Below are 21,978 nucleotides of genomic sequence, written 5' to 3'. Positions count from 1 at the left end.
GGTGTTCGGTTGCGCGGCGCTTAGTGCGCTGAGGCGACCGCAGCACCGTGTGACCGGAGTGTAAGCGCCGTGCGGAGCCATGCGATGCCAGCGGCAAAAACGGCCGCGCGTTCGGTGTGGGCGCGTGCAATGGCGTCACGATGGGCTTGAGAAGTTGCTGCTTCAAACATTGTATGTCCTTTCAAAGACGACCGGGGAGGAGCGGTCTGTTGTGTCCTTCTGGCATTCAATATTGGCGCTAACAGGTCTCTCTACAAACGAGACTTGTCGCAACTTCAGTTAAGTAATATTGAACTGGCATGAGCGACCGTTTGCCCCCACTTACTGCCTTGCGCGCCTTTGAAGCGGCTGCGCGCCATATGTCGTTTCAAAAGGCGGCGGAGGAATTGAACGTCACTCCGGCCGCGTTGAGTTTTCAGATAAAGTCCCTTGAAGAACATCTGGGTCACCCAGTCTTTCGCCGGTTGAACAGAGCCGTCGAGTTGACCGAGGCGGGGCGCGCGCTTGCGCCCGGCACGACCGACGGGTTTACCGCATTGTCGGCGGCATGGCGGAATGTGCGGCGATTTACAGATCAAACTCACTTGACCGTGACGGCTGGCCCCGCCTTCACGGCCAAGTGGCTGGCCCCGCGCCTGTACGAGTTTGCGCGAGCGCACCCCGAGATCGAATTGCGGTTTTCAGCATCGCTCAGGCGGATGGATTTTGATCGCGATGCTGTGGACGTAGCGATCCGGTTCGGGCGTGGCCCCTATGACGGGATGTATGCGCTTCCGTTGACGGAAGAGTGGGTCACGCCGGTCATGGTGCCTGACCTTGCTGAACAGTTCCCGACACCAGAAAGCTTGCGGGACGCCACGTTGATCAGTGATCAGTCGATTGATTTTCTTGACCCGACTGTTGGCTGGACCGAGTGGTTTGAGACCATGGGCGTGCCGTCGCCGGAACTGACTGGGCCCAAGTTCAGTCAAGCCGACCATGCGGTGGACGCGGCCCTCGCGGGTGTTGGCGTCTGTCTGGGGCGCCGGTCTGTCGTGATCAAGGATCTCGCCGACGGGCGGCTGGTTGCACCGTTCAAGATCGCATTGCTTGTCGGTGCACGGTTCAGTTTCCTGTGCCCGGACGGCATGGAAAGCCGCCCTCATATCGCCGCCTTCCGGGATTGGATTCTGAGCGAGATTGAGAAGACCCGGGATGTCGCCGAGAGTTTCGAATTGAGAGAGCCTGCATGACACGCGGTCAGGCCACGGCCATTGGCGGAGTTGCTATCCTGCTATGGGCGCTCTTAGCGCTGTTTACGGTCGGGTCCGCGCCGGTTCCTCCGCTGCAGTTAAATGCCATGTGTTTTGCGATTGGGGGCACCGTCGGGCTTATATGGTTGGTGATCAGCGGCGGGTTTCAGACACTGCGCGATGTGCCTCTTGGTGTCTACGCGTTCGGCACGGCGGGCCTCTTTGGGTATCATTTCCTGTATTTTTCTGCCCTGCGCCTTGCCCCGCCCGCTGAGGCTGGGTTGATCGCCTATCTCTGGCCACTGCTGATCGTGTTGCTGTCGGGGCTGTTACCGGGCGAGACCGTTCGCAAGGGGCATCTGATCGGTGGTGCTCTTGGATTTGCGGGGGCTGCGGTGCTGATCGGCACAGGTCTGACAGGTGGCGGTGCGTGGGCCGGGTATCTTCTTGCGCTGGCCTGTGCGTTTACGTGGTCCGGTTATTCGGTGATGTCACGCAGGTTCGAGGCCGTTCCGACATCTGCCGTGGTCGTATTTTGTTTGGCGTCAGCGGTGCTCAGTGCGCTCTGTCATGCAGCTCTTGAGACCACGCAATGGCCGGAGGGGGGCATCGGCTGGGCGTCCGTTGCCGGGCTTGGTTTGGGGCCGGTGGGACTTGCGTTTTTTGCGTGGGACATCGGGGTCAAACGTGGCGACATCCAATTGCTGGGGGTGCTGTCGTATGCGGCACCGGTACTGTCGACGTTTGCGCTTGTGGTCGCGGGGCTGGCCCCGCTGACCGTTTCTTTGCTGATGGGGACGCTGATGATCACCGGCGGTGCGTTGGTCGCCGCACAGGCCAGTCAGACGTCCAGAAACTCAGACGCTGCGAACAGCGTCTAGGCCGATAATCGTTCAATCTCTTCCTTGAGTTTGAGTTTCTGCCGTTTGAGTTCTGTCAGTTGGATAGTGTCGGTCGCCGGCATGCGTTGCGCGTTTTCGACGGCCTCGGACAGGGCGGCATGTTTGCGCTTCAGCTCTTGAATATGGGAAGTGACACTCATCCAGGTTCCTCCTTTTGGGTTTCGTAACGTCAGTGCAGCACAGGTTTCGGCGGCTGTCACGCTGCAACTGCATGCGATTGGCAAGGATCAGCCTGCCTGCGAACGATTGCCAAACGGTTAAGCGCCAAAGGGCATCGCAGCCCCGTTTCGCAAAACATCAGCAACATCAGGTGTATAATCATCGCCGTCCGTGACATGCTGCGCAGCGGCGTGAAGAATTATCGCAGGGTGTAAAATAAATGGCGCGTTGCCATCTTTTTGCGCACGGATCAGCACAAGGTGGCTTGCGCGGCCTTGACGAGCGGCCAAGGGCTGAACCGCGATTGAGCCAATGCGCGGATGCAACAGCGCCAGAAGCTCGGCCAGACGTTCTGTTCTGTGAATCACCGTCAGCTGCCCCCTTGGCCGCAGTCGCTTGATCGCGGTTTCGACCCAGACCTTTAATGACGTCTCTTCAGACAGGGCCGTTTCGCGCCCGGTGTCGGGTGACAAAAGCCGACGTCCCCGGTCGTAATAGGGCGGGTTGAAAATCACATGGTGGAACTGCTGTTTTCGGACGACATCGGGCAGGGCCGCGATGTCACCCGTGACGACCGTCAGCGGAAGCCCTGTTTCGGACGCGTTTTGCCGGCCGAGTTCGGCATAAGACGCTTGCTTTTCCACGCCGACACCCGTCGTCCCGGGCACACGTGCCAAAAGCGAAAGTGAGGCCACTCCGACACCGCAGCCCAATTCTAGGATTGTGTCGCCGGTTCGGGCGGGGCAGGCAGCCGCCAGAAAGACTGCGTCGACGCCAGCCCGGTATCCCCGAGCGGGCTGCCACGCCATGACCTTGCCCCCCAGAAATGCGTCACATGTGACTTCTGTGGGCGTGTCCACCTAGCGGCCCAGATCGATGTTGTTGTCGCGCATAATGGCTTCGGCCATGAACAGATCGCGGTCGGCCACCATCAGGCGGCGCGGCAGAATGCCAATCGACCCTTCTAGGACGCTCATATTTACGTCGAGGGGGAAGCAAGCTATGTCCTCGCCCTGAAGCAGTGCCTCGGCAAAGGCGATGACAGTTGGATCATTGCTGCGCAGAAGCTCTTTCATACATAGGGATGTAAGCGCCGCAGGTGGCGCTGTCGAGTGTTGGGGACACGGGATGGGTCTGGATCAGGTCGCAACGAAACCGCATGAACGGCTGGCAGCCGAGTTGACCGAGGAAATGGCGGCGGTGAACGCGTTGATCCGCGCGCGTATGGCCAGTGAGCACGCCCCGCGTATTCCAGAGGTGACGGCGCATCTGGTGGATGCAGGAGGCAAGCGGGTGCGCCCGATGCTGACGCTCGCCGCGGCCAAGATGTGTGGCTATGACGGGCCCTATCATGTGCATCTGGCGGCGACGGTTGAGTTCATCCATACCGCCACCTTGCTGCATGATGATGTCGTCGATGAAAGCAACCAGCGACGCGGACGCCCGACGGCAAACTTACTTTGGGACAATCAGTCCAGCGTGCTGGTCGGTGACTATCTTTTCGCGCGGTCGTTCCAGTTGATGGTCGAAACAGGATCGCTCCGGGTCCTGGATATTCTTGCTAACGCTGCCGCGACAATTGCCGAAGGTGAGGTTCTGCAACTGACCGCCGCGCAGGACATCACCACCACGGAAGAGACCTATTTCAAGGTGATCCGGGGCAAGACTGCGGCCCTGTTTTCGGCTGCGACCGAGGTGGGTGGTGTGATTGCCGGTCAGGACCATGCGACCGTGCAGGCGCTATTCGATTACGGTGATGCGCTGGGCATCGCGTTCCAGATCGTGGATGACCTGTTGGATTACGGCGGGTCCACGGATGCCACGGGCAAGAATATCGGCGACGACTTCCGCGAGCGGAAGCTGACGTTGCCTGTCCTGAAGGCTATTGCCGCAGCAGATGCCGATGAACGCGCGTTCTGGGAACGCGTGATTGGCAAAGGCAAGCAGGGTGATGGCGATCTGGAGCATGCTCTGGAACTGCTGGCCAAGCATGGCGCGATGGATCAGACGCGCGCTGTTGCGCTGGATCACGCGGCGCGGGCCAAAGCGGCCTTGGACACCATTCCATCGCATCCGATCAAAGACATGCTGGTTGATTTGGCTGACTACGTTGTGGCGCGCGTCAGCTGATCACATCAGGTCGCGTGGCACGGTAAAGGCGCGCGTGGTCGCGCTGTGCCAATCAAGGTCAGACCACTCTGACTGAACCGTCGCCACCAGTGTTGCGCCGGTTGGGTAATCTGCGAAACGGTCATGGGATGGGGCGACGCCCAAAATGCGCGCCGCGAAATCGCCGATGCCTGGATTGTGACCCAACACCAGTACGCAGTCGCCGCTTGCCCCACGCAAAACTCTAAGGATCGTCTCGGCGGCTGCATGGTAGAGCTCTGGCAAGAACTGAGTTTCGGCGCTCAGCCCCATTTCTTCCCAAGTCTGCGATGTGCGGCGGCTGTTTGAGATCAGGGCAAGCGAGGGTTCGAATTTGCCAAAGCGAAGCCATTCCCCAATCGCCTTGGCCGATGCAATACCGCGCGCGTTCAAAGGCCGTTCGATGTCTGCGAGGCCATGATCCCCCCAGCTGGATTTTGCGTGACGCATGACAATGAGTGTCTTGCTCATCTCACAAATACTGCCATGTGGAATTGCGCATGTTCGGGCTTTGGGGCCGTGCTAACCGGACAGGATAACCGTACCTGACATCCGTGCAAACGACACGCTGACGACGGGTTGTCGCGTAGGTAGTCGATACAGCGTGGAACGTCGTAGCCATCCACCGTCAGAGCCCCCACTGGACAGGCCCCTGTACACGGGGCCTCACACCCTTCACAGGGCCTTGACCCTGCGTCAAAGTCAAGCGTTTCGCGCAGTCCGATGGCTCCGCGAAACGAGGACATCAATCCATTCGTGTCATCAACGAGCAATGTAACCGGCGAGGCCCATGCGCGTCCAGAGCGCAGCGCCCAGCTGAAAAACGGGCGGATCGGGTCGGTTGTGAAAGGAAAATAGGCTTTGCCGCCCAATTCGCAGGCCCACCGTCCGATGGTGCGTCGGGACCATCGATCCATCGGGTCGGGCAGGGCGCCTTGGTATTCATGGCTTGCTGTAAAGACCTGCCAGAAGTTTGCGGCAGGAGAAAGCAAAACCACTGTCTTGATATCTGGATGCAACCCGTCCTCGGGCGTCGGGTGAAAGCCCCCGTTTAGACGCAGGCCCCGTTCAGCCGCGCCAAGGGTCAGAGTTTTTTGAAGGGCAGAACGAGGCTCCATCCAAGTCTCCGGCTTTCTCCATTGCGCCAGCGCAGACCGACCGTCATGCCGTCATGACCGCCATTTGGGTTGACTGTATAGGTGCCGAATAACCGGTCCCAGATGCTAAGCGCAAACCCGTAGTTGCTGTCATGTTCGGTCCGGTCCGCAGAATGGTGAATGCGGTGCATATCGGGGGTGATCATGAACCAACGCAGACGCCGGTCGAGCCAGAGCGGAAGCTTGGTATTGGAGTGGTTGAACATGGCTGAGCCGTTCAGGATCACCTCGAACAACAGCACGGCCAGCGCTGTCGGGCCAAGCAGATAAACTGTTCCGACCTTCACGATCATCGAAATCACGCTTTCCAGCGGGTGAAACCGAATGGCGGTCGTGACGTCCATTTCCTCATCCGCATGGTGAACGCGGTGAAAGCGCCAGAACAGGTCGACTTTGTGGTTCAGGACGTGGTGGCCCCAGACCACGAAATCCAAAATGACAATGGCCAGCACTGCCTCAAGCCAGAGCGGCCAGTCGATGGCGTTGAACAGCCCCCATCCCTGACGCCCCGCATCTACGGCAGCAGCGATGGCGAGAAACGGGACAAGGATGGCCATAAGGCGGAGTGCGAACGTGTCGACAAGCACCAGCGCCCAGTTCGTGCCCCAGCGTTTGCGCGTGGTTTCACGGCGCGGCCAGACCGCCTCCATCAGTGCGAAGAGGGCGAAGAGGCCTACGAAAGCCGACAGGCGAATGAGCGCTTCGTTTTCCATGCGGCAAACATGCGGATTAGCACGCTCCCGACAAGAGGCGCAGCGTCGCGGTCACTGGAATGTGTGAGGGGGTCACGCAGAGGTCCCGGATCGGCGTCCAGGACTGCTTCGCGTGAGTGTCAGGAGGCGCGGATCAGGGTGCCTGCGCCGTGATCGGTATAGAGTTCGAGCAGGCAGGCGTTTGGCGCCCGACCATCGAGGATGACCACGGCGCGCACGCCGTTTTCGGCAGCCTGCGTTGCGGTTTCCGTTTTGGGGATCATGCCGCCCGCGATCACGCCGCTTTCGGTCATGTCCTTGATCTGGGCTGTATTGAGGTCGGTCACGACCTCACCCTCGGCGTTTTTGACGCCCGCGACATCGGTCAAGAGCAGGAGACGATCTGCATTCAGCGCTGCGGCAATGGCGCCGGCGGCTGTGTCGCCATTGATGTTCATGGTCTCGCCATTGCGACCCACCCCCAAGGGCGCGATGACGGGGATCGTGTCGGCGCTAAAAAGTGTTGTGAGCACATTGGTGTCGATATCGGACGGGGTGCCTACAAGGCCCAGAGCAGGATCCGTTTGATCACAGGTGATCAGATTGGCGTCTTTGCCGGACAGGCCCACAGCGCGCCCGCCTTGTGCATTGATGGCCTGCACGATGCGCTTGTTCACACGGCCGGACAGAACCATTTCGACAACTTCGACCGTGGCCTGGTCCGTGACGCGTTTGCCATTCACAAACTGGCTTTCGACGCCTAGCTTGCCCAACATGTCATTGATCATCGGACCACCACCATGGACGATCACCGGATTGACGCCGACCTGCTGCATCAGCACCACGTCGCGGGCAAAGCTGTCCATCGCCTCATCGCTGCCCATGGCGTGGCCACCGAACTTGATCACGACGATCGCCCCATCATAGCGTTGCAGGTATGGCAGGGCCTGAGACAGGGTGCGGGCGGTGGCTATCCAGTCACGGTTCATGGTGTCTTGCGTTCTCATGCGTGTGTCATCCCGGGATTTGGGCGGTCCTAGCCTTCTATCCGGCGGATGCCAAGCGTGCTAGGTGTTGGGTGAAGAGGGGCGCAAGATGGCCGAACGACGAAAGACGCTGTTGCTGACCGGGGCAAGCCGGGGCATCGGCCACGCCACAGTGAAACGGTTCTCAGCAGAGGGATGGCGTGTTCTAACATGTTCGCGGCAACCCTTTGATGATCGGTGCCCCTGGCCCGGCGGGCAGGACAACCACATTCAGGTCGATCTGGCTGATCCAAAGACGGTGATCGCAGCGATTGAGGAAGTGCGCGAAAAGGTGGACGGACACCTTGATGCCTTGGTCAATAATGCAGGCGTGTCCCCCAAGGGGCCCGAGGGCGCGCGTCTGAGCACGCTGGATACCGACCTGCGCACTTGGGGGCATGTGTTCCACGTCAATTTCTTTGCCTCGGTCATCCTCGCGCGCGGGCTGCGCGAGGAGTTGGCGGCGACCAAAGGGGCTGTCGTCAATGTCACGTCAATCGCGGGGGCACGCGTGCATCCTTTCGCCGGGGCGGCTTATGCCACGTCAAAGGCGGCGCTGGCGGCGCTCACGCGGGAAATGGCCCACGACTTTGGCCCGCTTGGCGTGCGCGTCAACGCCATTGCGCCGGGGGAGGTCGAGACGTCGATCCTGTCGCCCGGTACTGAAAAGATCGTCGAGGGTCTGCCACTGCGCCGTCTGGGGCAACCGATGGAGGTGGCCGACGTCATCTGGTTCCTGTGTTCCGATGCCGCGTCTTATGTGACGGGAACCGAGATCGAGGTGAACGCGGGTCAGCACGTCTGAGAGGCAAAACACTTACAAGAGCTTCGAATTTTCATGTGTGCGCAGGGCAGGTGAAGCGCACCGGTCCTGCCGTCCGTCTGCTTGGGATGCGCCGGAGCCTCCGGCGGAAGTTTTTTTGGCAAGAAGATTGGTGTCGGCAGGATCACCAGCAGGTTCAGGTGATGTCCGCGATTACGGCCCGCAGGTCTGCGATGCCGTCACCTTTTTCCGACGAGGTCAGGATCAGTTCCGGGAAGGCAGCAGGATGTTTCGACAGTTTGGTGCGGACTTGGTCCAGGACCTTCTCTGTCTGGACCGTTTTGTTCTTGTCGACCTTGGTCAGAACGACTTGAAATGTCACGGCTGAGGTGTTCAGCAGTTTCATGATCTCTTCGTCGACGGATTTGATGCCGTGGCGGGCGTCGATCAGGACAAAGGCGCGGCGCAGGTTTTGACGACCCGCGAGATAGGCTTTGAGAAGGTTCTGCCATTTCTTGACCACGGCGACAGGCGCATTGGCAAAGCCGTAGCCGGGCAGGTCCACCAGATAACGGTCCGCACAGGTGAAAAAGTTGATCTCCTGCGTGCGACCCGGCGTATTCGAGGCGCGCGCCAGGCCTTTGCGCCCCGTCAGCGCATTGATCAGGCTGGATTTGCCGACGTTTGAGCGCCCGGCAAAGCAGACCTCGGTCCTGTCCGCAGGGGGCAGGCCTGACATGGCCACGACACCTTTGAGAAATTCGGTCTGCCCGGCAAACAGTTTGCGGCCACGTTCAAGGGCTGCGGGATCGTCGATCTGTGCGACGGGGAAGGGCAGCGTCATTGCAAGACCTTCAGCGTATCACCGACGGTGACCGGACCAGACTGCACCACGCGGGCAAAGACGCCAAAATCGCGGTGGTCCCAGCCGTCTTCGAGCAAGGAGAGGGTGTTTGTGTCACGCTTGCCTGTGTCTGGGTTGGCCTCGGTGGCGCGGCACCGGTCGATGCGCTCTTCGACCTGAAGGATCGCGCCGCCCAGAGATAGGCGTTTGCCAAGCCAGTCGAATTCTTCCCACGGGGCGGCGCCGTCGACCCAGAGATTTCCGCGAAAGCGCAATGGTGACATATCACGCCCGGCCTTTTGGCTGAGCACGCGCAGGGATGTCAGGTTCAGGATGCTGATATAGGGGTCTGATTGATCGGTGAAGCCACGTCCATCGGCAGAAATCGCAGCGCGCAAAACGCGTGCGGGGCCTGAGCGGCCTTCGACGGCGAGGGCCGAGACCCATTCGATGATTGCTGGACCATCGGTGTCCGGGTTTGCCGTCAGGGGCGCAAGATCCGGATGTGTCAGCGTGATCTGCTGTGTTGCATCGTCAAACGTTGCTTTGATGGCCATAAGTGCCGGATTTGCGGCACCCCGTGTGAAGTTGCGGCAATGCGCCCAGGCCGAGCCGTCAATATCCGTGTCGGTGTGGGCGACGCCCCAAACCCTGTCCCAGGGAAGGGTTTGGTTTTCAGTGAGTCGGACGGTCTCAAGGCGCTCGGACCCGTGGGATTTGATTGGGTGCCGGTAGATATGCGCCAGAGATATGGTCATGAGTCAGCCTTGGACGACTTTTTGAAGCCAGCCTTGATATTGCCGAAGATGTCCGGCTTCACGCCTTGGCTGCGCATGATCAGATACTGTTGGGTGAACGTCAGCACGTTGTTCGCGATCCAGTAGACGATCAGGCCCGATGCGAAGGTGCCGAGCATGAACATGAAGACCCACGGCATCCACGCAAAGATCATGGCCTGTGTCGGATCCGTCGGAGCGGGGTTCAGCTTTTGCTGCAGCCACATCGATACGCCGAGGATCAGCGGCAGGATACCAAGGAAGATCAGGCCAAGGATGCTTTCCGGGGCCGGTGCCGCGAATGGCAGCAGGCCAAAGAGGTTCATGATCGAGGTCGGGTCAGGCGCGCTGAGGTCGGCAAAGGGGCCGAACCATGGGGCGTGGCGCAGTTCCAGCGTGACGAAGATCACCTTGTAGAGCGCAAAGAAGATCGGGATTTGCAGCAGGATCGGCAGACAGCCGCCCGCTGGGTTTACCTTGTTTTTCTTGTACAGCTCCATCATGCCGCGCTGCATTTTCTCGCGGTCGTCGCCTGCGGCCTCTTTGAGCTTTTCCATCTCTGGCTGAAGCTCTTTCATCTTGGCCATCGAGACGTAGGACTTGTAGGCCAGCGGCAGCAGGATCGCCTTGATGATCAGGGTCAGGCCGATGATTGCCCAGCCCATGTTGCCGATGAAGGCATTGAGCCAGTGCAGGACCGCAAAGATCGGCTTGGTGAGGAAGAAAAACCAGCCCCAGTCAATCGAGTCGAGGAAACGGTCGATGCCGCTCGCGTTCTGATAGGTGCGGATCGCCTCCCACTCTTTCGCGCCAGCAAAGAATTGGCTCGAAGCTTCAAGGCTGCCGCCTGCGGGCAGGTCCAGCGTAGGTTTCAGCGCGACGGCCTGATAGATGTCGGACTGCGGATTGTAGGTCGCGGTCGATTTGAACGCTGTGCCGGGTTGCGGAACCAGCGTGGTCATCCAGTAATGGTCGGTGAAGCCGATCCAGCCGTTTTCCGCGACATCAAGCGATGCGGAATTGGATGTGTTGGCTTCGCCCAGTTCGAGATCGGCGACATCGTCATAGTCGACTTCACCCAACTCGCCATCCGTCATGCGGATCAGGCCTTCGTGCAGGATGAAGAAGTTCTTGAGGTCAGATGGTGTACCGTGACGCGCGATCAGGCCGTAAGGCGCAAGGCGCACGGCGGCTGCGGCCGTGTTCTCAACACTTTGGGACACCGTGAACATGAAGTCTTCGTCAACCGAGATGGTCTTGCGGAATGTCAGCCCAGCCGGGCTATCCCAGCGCAGTGTCACCGGCGTCTCGACCGTCAGGTTGTCGCCAGATTCGATGGACCATAGTGTGCGCAGACCGGGGACATCAGCGGCCTCTAGCCCTGTGCCGTTGGCCCATCCGTGCAAGGCATAGTACGCGCCCGAAGTTCCGACCGGGGACAGCAAGGTCACGATGTCTGAGCCTTCGGACAGGTCCTCGCGGTAATCTTTCAGGCGCAGGTCGTCGATCCGGCCACCAAGCAGTGAGATCGAGCCTTCGAGGCGCGCGGTGTCGACGGGAATGCGCGGCGCCGAGGCGGTATCGTCGGCGGGTTGCGTCGTGGGCGCGACGGTTGCGGTGGTCGTCGGGGCCTCTGCCGCAGGCAGGCTGACACCGCTATTGGCGGTTTGAACGGTTTCCTGAGCGAGGTTGGGGTCCTGTGCAGGAGGCTCGGGCGCAAAGAACGCCATCCAGATCAAAAGGACAACAAAGCTGAGCCCTGTGGCCAGCAGAAGGTTCTTATTCTGATCGTCCATCACCGTGCCTTGTCTTCAGCAGCCATAGACCCCGGACATGGGGGTCGAAAATTATATGGGGTTCAACAAGGCAGGGGGAAGAAGGTCAAGCAGAAAGCCCAAACTGTGACCCTGTGGACAGACTCAGAAGGCTTTCTGCGGTGTGCTACTGCGCCGGGCGCTGCACAGTACCGGATGCGCCAGTCAGTTTTTGTTCATGGCGATCAATCCAGTCGATGGTCTCTTCGAACGGCATTGGGCGCGCCAGCCCGTAGCCCTGAACGTGGCCGCATCCCAGTTCTGAAAGCACGGCATGTTCACCCAGTGTTTCGACCCCTTCTGCAAGAGTTTCGAGGTCAAGGCGCTCTGCCATCATTAGAATCGCGGCCAACATCCGTTTTTGTTCCTGATCTTCATCGACCTTCATGACAAAGCTGCGGTCGATCTTGATCCGATTGACTGAGAAGCGTCGGATCGAACTGATCGAGGCGTGGCCTGTGCCAAAATCATCGAGGTCGATGCAACACCCCATGCGCGCCAAGCCCGCGATGTTGCGTGTAATGACGTCATCGTCCGATGTGGCCACCACCGTTTCAAGGATTTCGATACTCAGGCGTTCGGGGTCTATTTCGTGGCGTTCAAGCTCCCATTTGATCTTTTCGCAGAGTTGGGGATTGCGCAGTTCATCGGTGGAGAAGTTCACGCCAATGCTGGGGACTTTGCAGCCAGCCTGATCCCATGCACGAAGCGCGGTCAGGGCGTGGTCCAGCATTGCCTCGCCCAGACGTTCCATCATGCCCGCCTGTTCGACTGCCGGCAAAAACTCTGCTGGAGAAACCAACCCGCGAACCGCGTGTTTCCAGCGGGCGAGAACCTCAAACCCCGTGACGCGGCCTGTGTCGGTCGAAATCTGCGGCTGGAACCATGGGCGGATATCCCCCGCATCCAGCGCGCTGGCCACGTCTTCGATCATGGAGTGGCGCGCTTCGATCCGGGCGCGCATTTCCGGGGTGAAGGCGCGCATGGCTGACGGGCCATTTCGCCGAGCCTCGACCATGGCGACAAGAGCGGCATCCAGCACAGCCTCGCCCCGGTTGGCAGGCGCACGTGAGGTCAGGCAAAACCCGATGGAAGAGCAGATGTAGATTGTCGTGTTGTCGATGCTGATCGGCTGTTCAATCGCGGATTGCAGTCGCGCGGCCATCTGGATGGCGGTTTCCAGATCACATTGACGCATCGGGGCAGAGGCTACGGCAAAGGTCGCCGGGTCGACGCGCGCGATCACGTCATAGCCGCGCAGGCTGTCGGCGATGCGTTCGGCGGTCTGGGCCTGAATATCTTCGCCCGCCTTTCGCCCGTATCGTTCTTCGAGCGTTTTGAATTCATCGATTTCAATGGCAAAGCAAACCGAGGTGTGAGCGGTGTCATTTTGATCATCCACTGCGGCATCCAGCGCCTGTATCAGGCGGTCCCGCAAATTGACGTCGCTCAGTGTTGCGTGACCGTCCAACGGCTCGTCTCCGTTTTGGACCAGCAAAGCCGAGAGTGCGTAGAGCAGCGGCAGCAAAAGAGCGGCGACCAAAAGCGCGCGCTCTCCACCCAGCCAATACGCCGCAAGCGTCACCGCCGGAAGAAAGGCCAGAACCGGCGGACCAAGGATTTGACGATGCAGAGCGGGCGTGCCGCGAAAGGTGGAAAGTCGTTCGGAAAGGCGGTCAAGCACTGGCGGTCCCTTTGCGGCGCAGGTCGAGTCATCAATGGACTGCACGCTAAAGGGGAGCCCCGTCCTGCGGGTTAACAGGTCACCGGGAAGTGCGTTGGATTTTAGGTATCGGCGTTACCCGAACCAGACCCAATCGAAAGCCCGGCAAAATCAAAGAGCTTGGGGTCAAGAAGGTGCGATGGCCGCGTGTTCATCAACGCGCGGAACATCTTTTGGCGTCTGCCGGGGTGGTTCTTTTCCCAACCGTCGAGAATGGCTTTGACCTGTTGGCGCTGCAGCCCGTCCTGAGACCCGCACAGATCGCAGGGGATGATCGGATAATTCATCGCCTTGGCAAACACCTCGCAATCGGCCTCGGCGACATGCGCAAGGGGCCGGTAGACAAAGAGGTCGCCTTCTTCGTTCACCAGTTTTGGCGGCATAGTCGCCAGCCGCGAGCCGTGAAACAGGTTCATGAAAAAGGTTTCTAGGATGTCGTCGCGGTGGTGGCCAAGCACAACCGCGCTACAGCCCTCTTCGCGGGCTACGCGGTACAAGTTGCCGCGCCGCAAACGCGAACACAGGGCGCAAAAGGTCCGACCCTCAGGCACCTTATCGACCACGATTGAATAGGTATCCTGATATTCGATCCGGTGCGGGACACCCATGCGCTCAAGGAATTCCGGCAGGACTGTTGCAGGAAATCCTGGCTGACCCTGATCCAGATTGCAGGCAAGGATGTCGACAGGCAGCAGGCCGCGCCATTGCAATTCGGTCAAAGCGGCAAGCAGGGTGTAGCTGTCTTTGCCGCCTGAAAGGCAGACCAGCCATTTGGGTTTTGTCCCGCTGGTCCGGTCCACCATTCCATAGTGATCGACCGCTTCGCGCACGTCGCGGATGATCCGCTTGCGCAGCTTTTTGAACTCGGTCGTTTTGGGCGCGCCGTGAAACAGGGGATGGATGTCATCCGCTTCGGGCGATTGGGAATTGGTGTCACGATCCAGCATGGCCCGCATATGGCACGCTACGCGACGCAATCCAATCACCTGTGACGCACGTATCCCATTTAAACAGGAGATCTTGGATGCGTCTTTTTGCTGTGCTGTCGATGCTTGTTCTTGTGGCCTGCGCGGGAAAACCGTCGCTTGATGACCCCAAGCTAAGCACCCGGCAACTGAACCTTGAAGAGTTCTTTGACGGCGATCTCGTTGCCTATGGTCAGTTTCAGGACATCTTCGGCACGGTCCGCCGCCGGTTCGAGGTGCAGATCAATGGTCGGTGGGATGGCCAGACGCTGCGACTTGTCGAAGATTTCGTCTACGAAGATGGCGCGACGGAACAGCGGATATGGACGCTGACCAAGACCGGGCCGGACGCGTGGGCAGGCACGGCACCGGGCGTCGAAGGTGTGGCGACCGGTGAGGAACGAGGCGACACCTTCAATTGGGCCTATACGATCGACCTGCCGATACCCGCTGCAGACGGCACCGCAGACACGATCCGCGTGAGCTTTGACGATTGGATGTGGCTTCTCTCGGACGACCGCTTGCTCAACATTGCCTACATGAAGCGCGCAGGTATCGCTATCGGGCAAGTGATCATCACGTTTGAGAAGTAGGCGCTAGAGCCGCCGCTCACGGCCTTTGGGTTGTCCTGCAATGACCTCGGCCAAGTCCGCGAAAAAGGCTTGGTTTGAAAAATACCAGCGGTGCGATTGCGTCAGGTCAGCAAAGATTCGGTAGTTTTCCCGGTAGTGCGGGCCGCAATCGACGTCGTTGAGGTCCTCATAGCGCAAGTCCGGAGAGCCTATGCGGCCAAGGCGAGGACGCCCGCCGTTGACGAATTGCTTCCCTAGATCGAGCACGTCATCGTAACCCGAATGATAGTTGGTCGCGCGCTTGCTCCGGTGCGATACGGTCCAGGCGAATGTTCCGCCCGCTTCGAGTTCTAAGCTGTCGATATCCGCGGCCGTGAAGACAAGCTCCGAGATACCCCATGTCGGCCCCCACCGATCCGTGCTGCGTTCAAAACAGCGGGTGACGACCCGTGCGCCCATGGAGTGCGCGATGATATGCAGTTTCTGGTTCGGTGCCAGCGCATCCATGAAGAGAGACAGGCCGTCTGGCATCAGGTGATTGGCCGATTTGTTGGCGTCAGCCTTGTCCGAATTGTAGGCGAGCCGTTTCTTGTTGTCGGGATCATCCAGTGCCAACACGGTTTCCCCGTCGCTGGGCCAGCTATATCCAATGACGATGCCCTGAAACCCGCCGGTTGCGCGCAAACCGTTTTCGATGTCCCGCATCCGTTCGAGCATTTCGGTGTGGGTGGTATTGAAGCCATGGACAAAGCAGATGATGTCCTGCCCGTCAGCATGATCCAGCACGTCCCGCAGCCATTCCTGTGGTTTCATATTCTGGGTGCGGCGCGGGCGTTCGTCGAGATCATTGATGCGGCCATAGCGGGTGACCGCAGGCGAATACCGGTGGGTGAACCCCTCGGACCCAAGGGTCCGGCGCGTAAAAAAGAAATAAGGCATAAGCTATCCAATCAATAGATGAATAGCGTCATGCTGAGACAGCCTGGGGTTTAAATCAAGGTTTGACTACGCCGCGCGGCGGACGAGGCCTAGTCCGGCACGTTATCAATCCCCGACCCGCCCCAAGGGTGGCAGCGCCCGATCCGGCGTATGGTCAACCAGCTCCCTTTGATGCCACCATGCTTCTTGAGCGCTTCGAGTGCGTAGGCCGAGCATGTTGGGTGGTAGCGGCAGTTGTGGCCGACCCATGGGGAAAAGATCAGACGATAGGCGCGGACGGGCAGGGCCACAATATGGGCGAGCGGGCTCATCCGTGGACCTTTTTCATTGCGAATTCGAGATCCTTGATCAGATCCCCCCAATCGCGCGCTGCGGTCGACGCGTGACGCCCGACCAGCACATAATCCCAACCGGGATGGCCCAGTTTTGGCAGGACTTCCTGCGCAGCCGCGCGCAGCCGCCGTTTGGCCCGGTTTCGCGCCACGGCGTTGCCGACCTTTTTCGAACAGGTATAGCCGACGCGGATTGGCGTTGCGCTGACGTCATCCTCGCGCCGTTTGCGAGCCTGAAGATGCACGCCCTTTGTGCCCTGCCTGCGGGCGTTCGAAGCGCGAACAAAATCGGCGCGCTTCGTCAGGATCGAGATTTGCGGTTCAGACATGACAAAAGGCCCCGCATCCGCAGGGCCTGTCATAGGCGTTTTGCATGGACCGTATCAGGTCCACCGCAGCTTACGCGCTGAGCGACTTCCGACCGCGAGCGCGGCGGGCGTTCAGGATTTTGCGGCCCGCTTTGGTGGCCATGCGCGCACGGAAACCGTGACGGCGTTTGCGAACCAGGTTCGATGGTTGGAACGTGCGTTTCATCGTTCTCTCTCCAGATCAGTCGGCGTCTTGGGGCCGCAGGAATCATGATGACTCGCCGCCCGCGAAACTAGAAGCCGTCTCTTAGACAGGCGGGGAGAGGCTGTCAAACGGTTCCGTCGTCGATAATCGTCGCTTTCTCACCGGCACAATCCACGTCGACCTCCCCTGTTTGGGTCATTGTCCTGTGCGCGGGGGCAGGGGACTTTGGGTTCGTATTGGACAACCGTGCGGGGGCTATATGAGCGAAGGGCTATTGATCCTGATCGGGGCGGCAATTGCGATCCCGTTAATTATGGCGATGCGTTATTTCGCGTTCAGATACGGGGCCAAAAAGGCAGAGCAGGCGACGGAGGCTTTTGCCGTGGTTGACGACCGGACACCTGCGCATGTGCAGGCTTGGGGCAAACAGGCATTGGCATTTTACGACCAACCGCCGACAGTTTGGGCGATCAAATCAGGGGGGACACCTCAGATCATCGCACCGGATACGCTGACGTCGTGGTATATTGGTCAGGTGGTGCGCAGATTTGGTGTCGCGGGCACAGCGCATATGCGCACAGAGACCCAAGATTTCGAACAGGATACCGTCCGCGAAACACGCGAAAACTACGTGCTGCTCTACGATGCGGACGGCGATCTTTTGGCTCATGTGGGCTATATGGGCAAAGATGATGGAGAGCGGATGACCGCGCTCCTGCGGCGCTTGCCACATGCAAAACAGTTGCCCTCTCCGGGGAAGGTCCCGTCATTGGGGGGCGTGCCATCACTGTCATGATCACGTCAAGTCAGGGCTTTTGATTGGAGATCACCGTCGCGTTCCACGCGTCGTTACCATCAATAGTATCCTTGTCCGGTTCGGGCAGTGCGCCAATTCCGTCTGAAAAGCTGCACGCATAGCGGTGATTGATCTGTACCGTTGGCGGGGCGCGTTCGGGGTCGTCTAGCGTCCCTGTGGCGATCTCAATCTGATCGTCATCGACGTTTTCAAGGCTGAGCGGTGTGCCGCACTGATTGCAGAACCCCCGCCGGCTGATGTTGGAACTGGCAAAGTAGCTGGGTTGTTCTTTGGTCCATTCCAGACCATGGACAATGACCAGTGGGGCGTAGAATGCTCCGAAGGCGCGCTGGCACATGCGGCAATGACAGACTGAAGAGCGCCCGAGCGTTTCAACCGAATAGCGCACGACGCCGCATTGGCATCCGCCGGTGATCTGAGTGTTTTGCGTCATATCGGCCTGTGATGTGCGAATTCCTGCGCTCGATGGTGCGCCAATCCACAAGCTTTGCAACAAAGCGCGGGTTTTGCCCGGCAGTTTTCGTGATTTCTGTAACATTCCAAGGCAGCGCTTCAACGGGGCGTGAGAGGGGTGGGTTTTGAACCGGGTTCGCCGCATCTGTTGTTCACCGACGACGAACCGACCCTCGTTCGTTGGGAACCGCCCTCCCTTGGGCCCGCACTGGCGACCGACCCTCGCTCTGCGGGCCCGACAAACCCGAAAAGGCCCGATGCGATGACCGACACTTCCTCCTCCGACCCGAACCCGGTTGTCGACGCTGCGAAACCCAAGAGTGCGCTCAAGCGCTTTCTCCCTCTTGGGATTTTGGCGGCGGGTGCTGCGGCGGGTGTTTACTTCTTTGGCGACTACCTGTCGTTTCAAACGCTACAGGATAACCGTGAAGTTCTACTGGAATACCGGGACAGCAATTACCTACTGCTGACGGTAGTGTTCATACTTGCCTACGCCGCGATCATTGCCTTTGCGCTACCGGGGGCGGCCATCGCATCGATCACTGGTGGGTTTTTGTTCGCTCTGTTTCCCGGCACGCTGTTCAACATGATCGCAGCCACGCTGGGTGCGACTGCGACATTTCTCGCGGCGAAATATGGTTTTGGAGACGCGGCGGCCAAGAAGCTGGATGAAAGCAAAGGCATCATGGGCCGCATCAAAAAAGGTGTGGACCAGAACCAATGGGAAACGCTGTTCCTGATCCGGTTGCTTCCGATCCTGCCTTTTGCGGTTTCGAACGTCGCGCTCAGTGTCGTCGGCCTCCCGCTTTGGAAATACGTCATCGGGACGTTCTTTGGCATCCTGCCGGGCGCCGTTGTCTACACGTGGATCGGTGCTGGCCTGTCCGAAGTGTTTGCCCGCGGTGAAACGCCTGACCTGGGCATCATCTTTGAGCCGCACATCCTTGGCCCGATCCTTGGCCTTGCTGCGCTGGCTGTCCTGCCGATCCTGATCAAGACGCTGCGTGGCGGCAAGGAAGGGCTTTGATCAAAGCTTAGCCCGGGTCCGCCCGGGCGCCCCCAACTCTCTCCAATCTTGGTTTGCTGAGCGCAGACCCGGCAGATACCGACCTCTGCCGAACACGAAAGACCAGACCCATGGAAAAGATCAAAACAGACCTCCTCATCATCGGCGCAGGCTCTGGCGGATTGTCCGTCGCGGCAGGTGCAGCCCAGATGGGCGCGGATGTTGTCATGCTCGAAGGGCACAAGATGGGGGGCGACTGTTTGAACTATGGCTGTGTCCCGTCTAAGGCGCTGCTCGCCGCAGGCAAACAGGCCCACGCGATGGAAACCGGCCAGCCATTCGGCGTCACGCCTGTGATGCCAGAGGTCAGCTATGCCGCCGCCAAGGACCACGTGCATAATGTGATCGACACCATCGCACCGATGGACAGTCAGGAGCGGTTCGAAGGCTTCGGCGTTCGTGTCATCCGCGAATATGGCGAGTTCACCAGCAAGGACACCGTGAAAGCGGGCGACTATGAGATCACCGCGCGCCGGATCATCGTCGCCACAGGCTCTGGCCCATTCGTGCCGCCGATCCCGGGGCTGGAAGACACACCTTACTACACGAACGAAAACATCTTTGACCTACGGGATAAGCCCGACCACCTCCTGGTGATCGGTGGTGGCCCTATCGGCATGGAGATGGCGCAAGCGCATCGGCGGTTGGGTAGCAAGGTCACTGTGATCGAAGGTGCCAAGGCGCTGGGCAAGGATGATCCCGAAATTGCCGAAATCGTCCTGAACCGCCTGCGCGGAGAAGGTGTCGAGGTTGTCGAGGATGCCAAAGCCGAAAACATCACTGGCACCGATGGCGACATCACCGTCGAAACCACGAATGGCACATTCAAAGGCACCCACCTGCTGGTGGCCGTGGGCCGTAAGGTTAATGTGGACAAGCTGAACCTAGAAGCGGCTGGCGTGAAATATGATCGCAGCGGTGTTAAGGTGGGTGCGGACCTGAAATCCGTGACCAACAAAAAGGTCTACGCGATTGGCGACGCGGCAGGCGGTCTGCAATTCACGCACCTTGCGGGCTATCACGCAGGTATCGTCGTGCGGAGCGCCGTGCTGGGCCTGCCGGCAAAGGCCAAGACCGATCATATCCCATGGGCCACTTACACGGACCCCGAGATTGCGCAGGTCGGCCTGACCGAGGCGCAGGCGATCAAGAAATACGGGAAGATGAATGTCTTTGTGGCGCGCTATGAAACTGATGAAAACGACCGCGCAGTGGCGGAGAATGCAGGCCACGGATTGATCAAGGTCATGGTCGTGAAAGGCCGCCCCGTGGGCGCATCGATTGCGGGCAAACACGCAGGCGAGTTGATTGCAATGTGGGCCATGGCCATCGCCAATAACATGAAAATGAGTGCCATTTCCGCGACCGTCCTGCCATATCCGACGCTATCAGAGATTAACAAACGCGCCGCGAGCGCATATTTCTCTCCGAAGTTGTTCGAGAGTGATACGGTCAAAAGGATCGTACGCTTTGTGCAGCGCTGGCTTCCGTAAGGAGGCAACGGAAGGACGACAGGCATGAACACCCTTTCAGGACGCTTTCTGATCCTGACAGTCATCTTTGTGATGCTGGCAGAGGTCCTGATCTTTGTGCCGTCGATTGCCCGGTTCCGCGAAGATTACCTGTTGGCCCGCCTTGAGCGGGCGCAGATCGCCTCGCTGGTGTTGTTGGCCGAGAATGAAATCTCGCCCAATCTGGAAAGTGAGTTGCTGGAAAACGCAGGCGTATACAACGTTGTGCTGCGGCGCGACGAGATCCGCCAATTGGTTCTGGCATCCCCCATTATCCAACCAGTATTCGATACTTATGATCTGCGCGAACCCACCGCTTATGATCTGATCTCGGACGCGATCCAGTGCCTGTTCGACACCGAAGAGCGCGTGATCCGCGTGATCGGGAACCCGACACGGGACGCAGGCCTGCTGATCGAGATTACGCTGGGGACCCAAGACCTACGCGCTGCGATGATTGACTATGGTATCCGCATTCTGATCCTGTCGGCGGTCATTTCGGTCATCACTGCGTTCCTGTTGTTTATCGCTGTGCGCCGTTTGTTGGTGACGCCGATTCAGGGCGTGGTTGAAAACATGCGCCGCTACGCCTCTGCGCCCGAAGACGCGCGGCACATCATCAAACCCAAAGCAGGCGTGTCCGAACTGCGCCAAGCGGAAGATGCGCTGTATTCGCTGCAAACTGATCTGACGGCTTCACTCAAACAAAAAGACCGGTTGGCGGCGCTGGGCGCGGCGGTGGCAAAGGTGAATCATGACCTTCGTAACATCCTGACATCAGCCCAGTTGTTCACGGACCGCATTGAAGGTTCAGAGGACCCGTTGGTCAAACGGTTGGCACCCAAGCTGGTGAACTCGATCACCCGTGCTGTGAACCTGTGCGAAGCCACTCTGACATTTGGGCGCGCTGAGGAATCACCTCCGAAATTGGGCCGTGTGCAGCTTGAGCGGATTGTCGACGACGTGCTTGACGGTGAACGCCTCGCGGTAACTGATGGCGAGCTGACCTTTGAAGCGGATATTCCGACCGGAATGACGATCCGCGCCGATTCAGAACAGCTTTATCGTGTGCTGTCCAATCTTGTCCGCAATGCGCGGCAGGCGCTTGAAGTGACGCATAAGCCCGGCACCGTCCGTATCCTTGCCGAAGAAGACGACACCGCATGGTGGGTGCGGGTTTCTGATACAGGACCTGGGATGCCACCCAAGGCGCAAGAGCATCTGTTCACGCCTTTTCAGGGCGGCGCGCGCAAAGGCGGCTCGGGTCTCGGGCTCGCGATTGCGGCTGAATTGATCAAAGGTCATGGCGGCAAACTGGAGTTGGAACAGACCGGCAGCGAGGGCACGACCTTTGTCATTTGCCTTCCAAAATCAGAGGCCGCGTATATCCCTGCAAATGATGCACGTTTGGGGGTTGCAAAGCCCGATGCAGCCGCGTAACTCACGCCCTCACGGACTGGTAGCTCAGTTGGATAGAGTACTTGACTACGAATCAAGGGGTCGGGGGTTCGAATCCTCCCCAGTCCGCCACCTTCACAAAAAATGTCGTCTTTCAGGTAAATGGCCTCCATCGGT

General features: G+C 59.3%; 27 protein-coding genes and 1 tRNA gene. 10 read left to right on the top strand and 18 right to left on the bottom strand.

Annotated features, from left to right (window positions below):
* Positions 1 to 20: 20 nt before the first annotated feature.
* Positions 21 to 170 (bottom strand): hypothetical protein, encoded by a 150-nt coding sequence (locus FE702_RS18780; RefSeq protein ID WP_222611799.1) that lies wholly within the window; start codon positions 168 to 170, stop codon positions 21 to 23.
* A 129-nt stretch (positions 171 to 299) separates the two neighbouring features.
* On the opposite strand from FE702_RS18780, the gene FE702_RS09935 reads away from it, so the two are divergent.
* Both FE702_RS09935 and yddG read left to right on the top strand, forming a co-directional pair.
* Positions 300 to 1,232, top strand: a complete 933-nt coding sequence (locus FE702_RS09935; protein WP_147126072.1) for a transcriptional regulator GcvA — start codon at positions 300 to 302, stop codon at positions 1,230 to 1,232.
* Positions 1,229 to 2,113: an aromatic amino acid exporter YddG gene (gene yddG, locus FE702_RS09930; protein WP_147126071.1), complete on the top strand. Its 885-nt coding sequence runs from the start codon at positions 1,229 to 1,231 to the stop codon at positions 2,111 to 2,113. Before FE702_RS09935 ends, yddG begins: the two co-directional genes overlap by 4 nt.
* Here yddG and FE702_RS09925 read toward each other — a convergent pair.
* The 3 genes from FE702_RS09925 to FE702_RS09915 all read right to left on the bottom strand — a co-directional run bounded on the left by FE702_RS09925 (position 2,110) and on the right by FE702_RS09915 (position 3,369).
* Positions 2,110 to 2,274 (bottom strand): YdcH family protein, encoded by a 165-nt coding sequence (locus tag FE702_RS09925; protein WP_147126070.1) that lies wholly within the window; start codon positions 2,272 to 2,274, stop codon positions 2,110 to 2,112. The two genes, yddG and FE702_RS09925, sit on opposite strands and share 4 nt — an antisense overlap.
* Positions 2,275 to 2,391: 117 nt before the next feature.
* Positions 2,392 to 3,102, bottom strand: a complete 711-nt coding sequence (locus FE702_RS09920) for a tRNA1(Val) (adenine(37)-N6)-methyltransferase (RefSeq protein WP_147126069.1) — start codon at positions 3,100 to 3,102, stop codon at positions 2,392 to 2,394.
* 51 nt (positions 3,103 to 3,153) lie between these two features.
* Positions 3,154 to 3,369 (bottom strand): putative signal transducing protein, encoded by a 216-nt coding sequence (locus FE702_RS09915; RefSeq protein ID WP_147126068.1) that lies wholly within the window; start codon positions 3,367 to 3,369, stop codon positions 3,154 to 3,156.
* 52 nt (positions 3,370 to 3,421) lie between these two features.
* Between FE702_RS09915 and FE702_RS09910 the strand changes: the two genes are divergently transcribed.
* Positions 3,422 to 4,423, top strand: a complete 1,002-nt coding sequence (locus tag FE702_RS09910; RefSeq protein ID WP_147126067.1) for a polyprenyl synthetase family protein — start codon at positions 3,422 to 3,424, stop codon at positions 4,421 to 4,423.
* Here FE702_RS09910 and FE702_RS09905 read toward each other — a convergent pair whose 3' ends face one another.
* The 4 genes from FE702_RS09905 to argB form a co-directional block, all read right to left on the bottom strand.
* Positions 4,424 to 4,912, bottom strand: coding sequence for a SixA phosphatase family protein (locus tag FE702_RS09905; protein WP_147126066.1), 489 nt, complete (start codon positions 4,910 to 4,912; stop codon positions 4,424 to 4,426).
* Positions 4,909 to 5,559 carry a 4Fe-4S dicluster domain-containing protein gene (locus tag FE702_RS09900; RefSeq protein WP_147126065.1) on the bottom strand — a complete coding sequence of 217 codons (651 nt, stop codon included), beginning with the start codon at positions 5,557 to 5,559 and terminating at the stop codon, positions 4,909 to 4,911. The genes FE702_RS09905 and FE702_RS09900 overlap by 4 nt, the downstream gene beginning before the upstream one ends.
* Entirely contained in the window at positions 5,526 to 6,311 is a 786-nt protein-coding gene (locus tag FE702_RS09895; protein WP_147126064.1) for a sterol desaturase family protein, read from the bottom strand. The genes FE702_RS09900 and FE702_RS09895 overlap by 34 nt, the downstream gene beginning before the upstream one ends.
* Before the next feature lie 119 nt (positions 6,312 to 6,430).
* Positions 6,431 to 7,297 carry an acetylglutamate kinase gene (gene argB / locus FE702_RS09890; RefSeq protein ID WP_147126063.1) on the bottom strand — a complete coding sequence of 289 codons (867 nt, stop codon included), beginning with the start codon at positions 7,295 to 7,297 and terminating at the stop codon, positions 6,431 to 6,433.
* An 88-nt stretch (positions 7,298 to 7,385) separates the two neighbouring features.
* Here argB and FE702_RS09885 point away from each other — a divergent pair, with 88 nt between their 5' ends.
* Positions 7,386 to 8,120, top strand: a complete 735-nt coding sequence (locus FE702_RS09885; RefSeq protein ID WP_147126062.1) for an SDR family NAD(P)-dependent oxidoreductase — start codon at positions 7,386 to 7,388, stop codon at positions 8,118 to 8,120.
* A 154-nt stretch (positions 8,121 to 8,274) separates the two neighbouring features.
* Here FE702_RS09885 and yihA read toward each other — a convergent pair whose 3' ends face one another.
* The 5 genes from yihA to ttcA all read right to left on the bottom strand — a co-directional run bounded on the left by yihA (position 8,275) and on the right by ttcA (position 14,182).
* Positions 8,275 to 8,922, bottom strand: coding sequence for a ribosome biogenesis GTP-binding protein YihA/YsxC (yihA, locus tag FE702_RS09880; RefSeq protein WP_147126061.1), 648 nt, complete (start codon positions 8,920 to 8,922; stop codon positions 8,275 to 8,277).
* On the bottom strand, positions 8,919 to 9,680 hold the full coding sequence (locus tag FE702_RS09875) for an MOSC domain-containing protein (protein ID WP_147126060.1): 762 nt from the start codon (positions 9,678 to 9,680) through the stop codon (positions 8,919 to 8,921). The genes yihA and FE702_RS09875 overlap by 4 nt, the downstream gene beginning before the upstream one ends.
* Positions 9,677 to 11,494, bottom strand: coding sequence for a membrane protein insertase YidC (yidC, locus tag FE702_RS09870; protein ID WP_147126059.1), 1,818 nt, complete (start codon positions 11,492 to 11,494; stop codon positions 9,677 to 9,679). Before yidC ends, FE702_RS09875 begins: the two co-directional genes overlap by 4 nt.
* Positions 11,495 to 11,639: 145 nt before the next feature.
* Complete coding sequence (locus FE702_RS09865; RefSeq protein ID WP_255449647.1) at positions 11,640 to 13,196, bottom strand: putative bifunctional diguanylate cyclase/phosphodiesterase; 1,557 nt, start codon at positions 13,194 to 13,196, stop codon at positions 11,640 to 11,642.
* Positions 13,197 to 13,297: 101 nt separating this feature from the next.
* Entirely contained in the window at positions 13,298 to 14,182 is an 885-nt protein-coding gene (gene ttcA, locus FE702_RS09860) for a tRNA 2-thiocytidine(32) synthetase TtcA (protein ID WP_147126058.1), read from the bottom strand.
* Between the two features lie 77 nt (positions 14,183 to 14,259).
* On the opposite strand from ttcA, the gene FE702_RS09855 reads away from it, so the two are divergent.
* Positions 14,260 to 14,793 carry a DUF3833 domain-containing protein gene (locus FE702_RS09855; RefSeq protein ID WP_147126057.1) on the top strand — a complete coding sequence of 178 codons (534 nt, stop codon included), beginning with the start codon at positions 14,260 to 14,262 and terminating at the stop codon, positions 14,791 to 14,793.
* Between the two features lie 3 nt (positions 14,794 to 14,796).
* Here FE702_RS09855 and FE702_RS09850 read toward each other — a convergent pair whose 3' ends face one another.
* The 4 genes from FE702_RS09850 to rpmH form a co-directional block, all read right to left on the bottom strand.
* A complete protein-coding gene (locus FE702_RS09850) occupies positions 14,797 to 15,711 on the bottom strand; it encodes an alpha/beta hydrolase (protein WP_147126056.1) in 915 nt (304 codons plus the stop codon).
* Between the two features lie 89 nt (positions 15,712 to 15,800).
* Positions 15,801 to 16,022, bottom strand: a complete 222-nt coding sequence (gene yidD, locus FE702_RS09845; RefSeq protein WP_147126055.1) for a membrane protein insertion efficiency factor YidD — start codon at positions 16,020 to 16,022, stop codon at positions 15,801 to 15,803.
* Positions 16,019 to 16,372, bottom strand: a complete 354-nt coding sequence (gene rnpA / locus FE702_RS09840; protein ID WP_346722156.1) for a ribonuclease P protein component — start codon at positions 16,370 to 16,372, stop codon at positions 16,019 to 16,021. Before rnpA ends, yidD begins: the two co-directional genes overlap by 4 nt.
* Positions 16,373 to 16,442: 70 nt before the next feature.
* Positions 16,443 to 16,577 (bottom strand): 50S ribosomal protein L34, encoded by a 135-nt coding sequence (gene rpmH, locus FE702_RS09835; RefSeq protein ID WP_012177012.1) that lies wholly within the window; start codon positions 16,575 to 16,577, stop codon positions 16,443 to 16,445.
* Positions 16,578 to 16,815: 238 nt separating this feature from the next.
* Between rpmH and FE702_RS09830 the strand changes: the two genes are divergently transcribed.
* Positions 16,816 to 17,352 carry a hypothetical protein gene (locus tag FE702_RS09830; protein WP_147126053.1) on the top strand — a complete coding sequence of 179 codons (537 nt, stop codon included), beginning with the start codon at positions 16,816 to 16,818 and terminating at the stop codon, positions 17,350 to 17,352.
* A 10-nt stretch (positions 17,353 to 17,362) separates the two neighbouring features.
* On the opposite strand, the gene FE702_RS09825 is transcribed toward FE702_RS09830, so the two are convergent.
* Positions 17,363 to 17,911, bottom strand: a complete 549-nt coding sequence (locus tag FE702_RS09825; RefSeq protein WP_222611798.1) for a GFA family protein — start codon at positions 17,909 to 17,911, stop codon at positions 17,363 to 17,365.
* A gap of 177 nt (positions 17,912 to 18,088) precedes the next feature.
* Between FE702_RS09825 and FE702_RS09820 the strand changes: the two genes are divergently transcribed.
* The 4 genes from FE702_RS09820 (at position 18,089) to FE702_RS09805 (ending at position 21,933) form a co-directional block, all read left to right on the top strand.
* Positions 18,089 to 18,853, top strand: a complete 765-nt coding sequence (locus FE702_RS09820) for a TVP38/TMEM64 family protein (protein WP_147126052.1) — start codon at positions 18,089 to 18,091, stop codon at positions 18,851 to 18,853.
* A 110-nt stretch (positions 18,854 to 18,963) separates the two neighbouring features.
* Complete coding sequence (locus FE702_RS09815) at positions 18,964 to 20,385, top strand: dihydrolipoyl dehydrogenase family protein (RefSeq protein WP_147126051.1); 1,422 nt, start codon at positions 18,964 to 18,966, stop codon at positions 20,383 to 20,385.
* A 24-nt stretch (positions 20,386 to 20,409) separates the two neighbouring features.
* A complete protein-coding gene (locus FE702_RS09810) occupies positions 20,410 to 21,843 on the top strand; it encodes a sensor histidine kinase (RefSeq protein ID WP_147126050.1) in 1,434 nt (477 codons plus the stop codon).
* 13 nt (positions 21,844 to 21,856) lie between these two features.
* A tRNA-Arg gene (locus FE702_RS09805) sits at positions 21,857 to 21,933 on the top strand.
* Positions 21,934 to 21,978: the final 45 nt, after the last annotated feature.

The organism is Shimia ponticola (genome assembly GCF_007995215.1).
Classification (GTDB): domain Bacteria; phylum Pseudomonadota; class Alphaproteobacteria; order Rhodobacterales; family Rhodobacteraceae; genus Shimia_B; species Shimia_B ponticola.
The sequence above is the reverse complement of the archived record's forward strand: the minus strand, read 5'-3'. Positions and strand labels throughout refer to the sequence as shown.

Coding starts and splice junctions, on each gene's coding strand:
- FE702_RS18780 (WP_222611799.1), bottom strand. CDS start 170: ATGTTTGAAGCAGCAACTTCTCAAGCCCATCGTGACGCCATTGCACGC.
- FE702_RS09935 (WP_147126072.1), top strand. CDS start 300: ATGAGCGACCGTTTGCCCCCACTTACTGCCTTGCGCGCCTTTGAAGCG.
- yddG (WP_147126071.1), top strand. CDS start 1,229: ATGACACGCGGTCAGGCCACGGCCATTGGCGGAGTTGCTATCCTGCTA.
- FE702_RS09925 (WP_147126070.1), bottom strand. CDS start 2,274: ATGAGTGTCACTTCCCATATTCAAGAGCTGAAGCGCAAACATGCCGCC.
- FE702_RS09920 (WP_147126069.1), bottom strand. CDS start 3,102: ATGGCGTGGCAGCCCGCTCGGGGATACCGGGCTGGCGTCGACGCAGTC.
- FE702_RS09915 (WP_147126068.1), bottom strand. CDS start 3,369: ATGAAAGAGCTTCTGCGCAGCAATGATCCAACTGTCATCGCCTTTGCC.
- FE702_RS09910 (WP_147126067.1), top strand. CDS start 3,422: ATGGGTCTGGATCAGGTCGCAACGAAACCGCATGAACGGCTGGCAGCC.
- FE702_RS09905 (WP_147126066.1), bottom strand. CDS start 4,912: ATGAGCAAGACACTCATTGTCATGCGTCACGCAAAATCCAGCTGGGGG.
- FE702_RS09900 (WP_147126065.1), bottom strand. CDS start 5,559: ATGGAGCCTCGTTCTGCCCTTCAAAAAACTCTGACCCTTGGCGCGGCT.
- FE702_RS09895 (WP_147126064.1), bottom strand. CDS start 6,311: ATGGAAAACGAAGCGCTCATTCGCCTGTCGGCTTTCGTAGGCCTCTTC.
- argB (WP_147126063.1), bottom strand. CDS start 7,297: ATGAGAACGCAAGACACCATGAACCGTGACTGGATAGCCACCGCCCGC.
- FE702_RS09885 (WP_147126062.1), top strand. CDS start 7,386: ATGGCCGAACGACGAAAGACGCTGTTGCTGACCGGGGCAAGCCGGGGC.
- yihA (WP_147126061.1), bottom strand. CDS start 8,922: ATGACGCTGCCCTTCCCCGTCGCACAGATCGACGATCCCGCAGCCCTT.
- FE702_RS09875 (WP_147126060.1), bottom strand. CDS start 9,680: ATGACCATATCTCTGGCGCATATCTACCGGCACCCAATCAAATCCCAC.
- yidC (WP_147126059.1), bottom strand. CDS start 11,494: ATGGACGATCAGAATAAGAACCTTCTGCTGGCCACAGGGCTCAGCTTT.
- ttcA (WP_147126058.1), bottom strand. CDS start 14,182: ATGCTGGATCGTGACACCAATTCCCAATCGCCCGAAGCGGATGACATC.
- FE702_RS09855 (WP_147126057.1), top strand. CDS start 14,260: ATGCGTCTTTTTGCTGTGCTGTCGATGCTTGTTCTTGTGGCCTGCGCG.
- FE702_RS09850 (WP_147126056.1), bottom strand. CDS start 15,711: ATGCCTTATTTCTTTTTTACGCGCCGGACCCTTGGGTCCGAGGGGTTC.
- yidD (WP_147126055.1), bottom strand. CDS start 16,022: ATGAGCCCGCTCGCCCATATTGTGGCCCTGCCCGTCCGCGCCTATCGT.
- rnpA (WP_346722156.1), bottom strand. CDS start 16,372: ATGTCTGAACCGCAAATCTCGATCCTGACGAAGCGCGCCGATTTTGTT.
- rpmH (WP_012177012.1), bottom strand. CDS start 16,577: ATGAAACGCACGTTCCAACCATCGAACCTGGTTCGCAAACGCCGTCAC.
- FE702_RS09830 (WP_147126053.1), top strand. CDS start 16,816: ATGAGCGAAGGGCTATTGATCCTGATCGGGGCGGCAATTGCGATCCCG.
- FE702_RS09825 (WP_222611798.1), bottom strand. CDS start 17,911: ATGTTACAGAAATCACGAAAACTGCCGGGCAAAACCCGCGCTTTGTTG.
- FE702_RS09820 (WP_147126052.1), top strand. CDS start 18,089: ATGACCGACACTTCCTCCTCCGACCCGAACCCGGTTGTCGACGCTGCG.
- FE702_RS09815 (WP_147126051.1), top strand. CDS start 18,964: ATGGAAAAGATCAAAACAGACCTCCTCATCATCGGCGCAGGCTCTGGC.
- FE702_RS09810 (WP_147126050.1), top strand. CDS start 20,410: ATGAACACCCTTTCAGGACGCTTTCTGATCCTGACAGTCATCTTTGTG.